Annotated in this window: 8 protein-coding genes and 2 other RNA genes; 2 read left to right on the top strand and 8 right to left on the bottom strand. The window is 42.8% G+C overall.

From position 1 onward, the window contains the following. Positions 1-404, bottom strand: a 404-nt coding sequence (locus tag ACK5MF_RS09385; RefSeq protein WP_416921557.1) for a DNA-binding protein, incomplete at its 3' end; no start/stop codon positions are given. 8 nt (positions 405-412) lie between these two features. Further along, complete coding sequence (locus tag ACK5MF_RS09380) at positions 413-616, bottom strand: helix-turn-helix domain-containing protein (RefSeq protein ID WP_416921555.1); 204 nt, start codon at positions 614-616, stop codon at positions 413-415. A gap of 237 nt (positions 617-853) precedes the next feature. On the opposite strand from ACK5MF_RS09380, the gene ACK5MF_RS09375 reads away from it, so the two are divergent. After that, positions 854-1,348 (top strand): DNA-binding protein, encoded by a 495-nt coding sequence (locus ACK5MF_RS09375; protein ID WP_416921553.1) that lies wholly within the window; start codon positions 854-856, stop codon positions 1,346-1,348. Between the two features lie 271 nt (positions 1,349-1,619). Here ACK5MF_RS09375 and ACK5MF_RS09370 read toward each other — a convergent pair. The 6 genes from ACK5MF_RS09370 to ACK5MF_RS09345 all read right to left on the bottom strand — a co-directional run bounded on the left by ACK5MF_RS09370 (position 1,620) and on the right by ACK5MF_RS09345 (position 3,156). Further along, an RNA gene (locus ACK5MF_RS09370) (hammerhead ribozyme type II) lies at positions 1,620-1,693 on the bottom strand. A 1-nt stretch (position 1,694) separates the two neighbouring features. Then, positions 1,695-1,910 carry a hypothetical protein gene (locus ACK5MF_RS09365; RefSeq protein ID WP_416921551.1) on the bottom strand — a complete coding sequence of 72 codons (216 nt, stop codon included), beginning with the start codon at positions 1,908-1,910 and terminating at the stop codon, positions 1,695-1,697. Next, positions 1,903-2,460: a hypothetical protein gene (locus ACK5MF_RS09360; protein WP_416921549.1), complete on the bottom strand. Its 558-nt coding sequence runs from the start codon at positions 2,458-2,460 to the stop codon at positions 1,903-1,905. Before ACK5MF_RS09360 ends, ACK5MF_RS09365 begins: the two co-directional genes overlap by 8 nt. Then, on the bottom strand, positions 2,460-2,918 hold the full coding sequence (locus ACK5MF_RS09355; RefSeq protein ID WP_416921547.1) for a hypothetical protein: 459 nt from the start codon (positions 2,916-2,918) through the stop codon (positions 2,460-2,462). Before ACK5MF_RS09355 ends, ACK5MF_RS09360 begins: the two co-directional genes overlap by 1 nt. 7 nt (positions 2,919-2,925) lie before the next feature. Further along, positions 2,926-3,003: hammerhead ribozyme type II (locus ACK5MF_RS09350), an RNA gene on the bottom strand. 9 nt (positions 3,004-3,012) lie between these two features. Next, complete coding sequence (locus ACK5MF_RS09345; protein ID WP_416921546.1) at positions 3,013-3,156, bottom strand: hypothetical protein; 144 nt, start codon at positions 3,154-3,156, stop codon at positions 3,013-3,015. A 30-nt stretch (positions 3,157-3,186) separates the two neighbouring features. Here ACK5MF_RS09345 and ACK5MF_RS09340 point away from each other — a divergent pair. After that, a partial coding sequence (locus ACK5MF_RS09340) for a hypothetical protein (RefSeq protein WP_416921544.1) occupies positions 3,187-3,473 on the top strand: 287 nt, incomplete at its 3' end.

Below are 3,473 nucleotides of genomic sequence, written 5' to 3'. Positions count from 1 at the left end.
ATGACGTTTGAGCCTTTACCGAGCTGCGACGTTGTTTTGAATTGTTCGTATTCATACACAAGGCCAGCACGAACAAGCGCTTTAACGCGATACTCTTCATCAATGCCGTTTAACGCTTTTTGCTCCTCAAGTCGTTTTTGTTCATCTTCTTCTGCACGACGCTTTAGCACGTCTTGCAAGTCGAACTTATCAATCACCTCAGTGAGCTGTTTCTTGGCCTCAACCTGGCGCAGATACTTCTGGGTTTCAGGAGGTAAGCTGTCGATGTGGTATTCATACACTCGACCCTTTACACCTTCCGGCTTGCGCTTACACCAACCACCTTCATCAGCTTTGTATTTCAAGCCGGATGGGGTTGAAGGCATTCCCGGTAAATTCAAAAGATCTTTACTTAAAAACCACATAAAAACCCCTAGTAACGAGTCGGCCAAATGACTTCAGGTGCAACCCCAATAGCTTCTGCAATGATTTTTTGAGCTTTGGGATATCTCATTCGGAACACATTGCGCAGCGTGCATTCCGCTAGCCCAGCAGCTCTCGAAAGCTTACTTAAATTTGTTCCTCTTTTTTCAAGCTCTGCTTTGATATCAGCTTGATGCCAATCTTCTGCATTCATTTCTTTTTCCCTCCTCTTGTGACACTATAAAAGGTTACATAACCGTGTATCCGATATCAGCTACACGACCGATTGAGATAAAGATATTTTAAATTAAGCGTTAAATCAGGTTACTTCATTTAAAAAATATGGCGCATTTTTACCAATTGATGTTACGCCGTTGATTTTAAAAGAGTTTTTATTTTAAATAAATTGCGCCAGATAAATTAAGCGCCTTCATTTAAGGGTGATTTTAAAATGAAGCAAAAAGAATGGTTTCAATCTAGGGAGTTAATCGGACTCCTAGGCATGCCAACAACTCAATCAGGCATTGCATACAAAGCAAAAAATGAAAACTGGTTAAAAAGAAAACCGGAAGGTGTCAAAGGGAGAGCCTTTGAGTATCACATTGATAGCTTTCCAAGCGACACCCAAAAAGCGTTAGGTTGGCCTGAAGAAGTCAATTCAGGCGAAGACTCATACAAAAAACTTCAACAATCCATCAATGACGCCCCAGTAGAAGTTGTAGACAAGATCTATCAAAAAGCCCTTCGCCAAGGCATTGATAGTCTTTACTTTGCCAATTCAGAACGAGACGAACGGCTGCTAGCGTTGGTATCTGACTTAAACGACGAAGAGTTCAAAGAGATTTTCGCTTTTGTTCGTAAGGCGAAATACATGCTCCTGGCCGGACTAAAAGTAGATCCAGCAATGAATGTTGATATTGATAATGACGATAGAAAAGTATCGTAAGGCAGCCGTAGAAATGATCACATGACGTCGTCCCTCCTGGACCTTCAAAATACCACTACGACTAAAGCGGTATTTTTTCTTTTTACTTGCCTGTGTTTCTAAATTTTTAACTTCATTTGACAGGGTGCTTTTCGCAGTAGAATAGAAACCTGCCGAGAGCACCCATCTTTATTGGCTTTAAGCCATTCTCACAAAATCTCTGATAATCCCTGAAAATCCCACTCTTTTTTATTTATAGTTACTCATTACACATTGCTGACATCTCAATCTCCTTGGGCTGCTCATCAGTACCTAGCCACCACGCTAGACAGACAAGCAAGACATTACGCCTTGCTTGTTTCGCTTATTACTCTGTGATTTTTGCAATGACTTGAAAAATTTCAGGTCGCACTTTTACTGCTCTTTGTTGTGCATAAAGCTGAATAATGGAAATACACTCTGACGCGAACTTAAGTTCTTCTTCTGGTGTCATTTCTTCTACCATCATGGGCTTTCTTTTCGCATAAAGCTCATCGAAAGAACCATTCCAATTTTTATTAAATAAGCTTGAAGGGTTATCCATTTTCACTCTCCCGTTTCCAGTTCATTTCTTTAAGTTTGTTGGCAATCGTGCTGTTCTCGCCAAGTGGGTCGATGCCCATTTTCACCATGCGATTAGCTTGCTCGATATACCACTGGCTATCATCAGGCTTGGTGGTTTGTACTGCTTCCGCTTTGCCTTGGTGAGCGTGGTTTTCTGTCGGCATTGCCACGTTATTTTTTACCGCTAGGCTTTTGTAAACCTGCTTTAAATAGTTGTGGTTGGCGAGTGGCTTCACGTCTTGAAACTGAATACGCTTTTCACGCAGCTTGTTGACCGTTTCAATCAGCGCGGAAGCCAATAGATGATCCGCTTTGTATTCGTCGGTGACTTCACGCATAAGGCGCAGCGCACGACCATTGGATAAATCCGACTTGAGCGGACGAAACAAGCCGATGTAATTCAATAATGGTCTGGCAATAAAATCAGGCAGTGCCGCCACATCACCAAGCAAGTCACGACCTGCTTGGTCTTGGATCAAAGCATCCAAGTGAATGTTGCTGTGGCACACTGGGCAACGGGTGAGTTTCATTAAGCAACCCCCGTAATGTAATCACTCGATGTTATTAACGTAAGGCCATCAAGCTTTTTGAATTGGCGACAAAGAACGGACGCTTTGGAAAACTCTGGCACATAGAAAACATACTTATCTTCTAGATCTGGATACTTTTTCTTTACACCACGCTTGCCCCATATCTTGGTCACAGCTGTTTTAAATTTAGTGTCATACTTGGCTTTGGTTTTCTTACACCAAACATCGGCCAGAATGACTGGTGCTTTGTCACTAATGCCATTGTTTCCGCTAAAGCTTATCCATTCACCTTTAATCACTTTATCAATGTACACTTGCAAACATGTTTTGGATTCTGAAACACGAACACGATTCACTGTTACTTCATGCCCTTTATAGTCAAAAACAACATGCACCCAACTGCCAGACATTTCACCTTCAATGTCTTTCCACATTTCCTTTGTTATTTCTGTACTCATAAAAACCTCTTCGCTACTCATCAGTACCTAGCCACGACGCTAGATAGACAGATAACCGCTAACTGCTCGGTTATCTGTTTCGTTTTAGGCATGGTTATTCCGTCATCATGCTTTCAAATTCCTCTCGCACCTCAGAACCTTGCTGATTCAAGATAAAACGCAGGGCTGCGATATAGCCTTCTTCCATGCTGCAATCTGGAAACGCTGTGCCCATTTTTTCCATAAGGCTTTCCGCCATTTCGATTTCTTTCTCGATAGCAGTGCGACTATGTGGGCAATTAAATTGTCGAATCACTTTTCGTCCTCCCATTCCTTTTCATTTGAAGCGATGGACTTGATCCGCTTCGCTTTGGGTAGTGGGGTATTGCGCCAATCCCCACAGTGTTTGTCTGCCCAGGCTTCGGCTTCTTCCTTGCTCATGCGGTTGTGCAACATGATGCAAGGGATTAACTCGCTACTGCGTGGCATCGTCCGTTTCTCCAAAGGGTTTATCACCGAGGCCAAGCAACCATTGGCAGGTTGCGGCTACGCCCTTGTTGAACTCTTTGCGCGGGT

The sequence above is a fragment of the Vibrio sp. genome, from assembly GCF_047973365.1.
Taxonomy (GTDB): Bacteria; Pseudomonadota; Gammaproteobacteria; order Enterobacterales; family Vibrionaceae; genus Vibrio.
The sequence above is the reverse complement of the archived record's forward strand: the minus strand, read 5'-3'. Positions and strand labels throughout refer to the sequence as shown.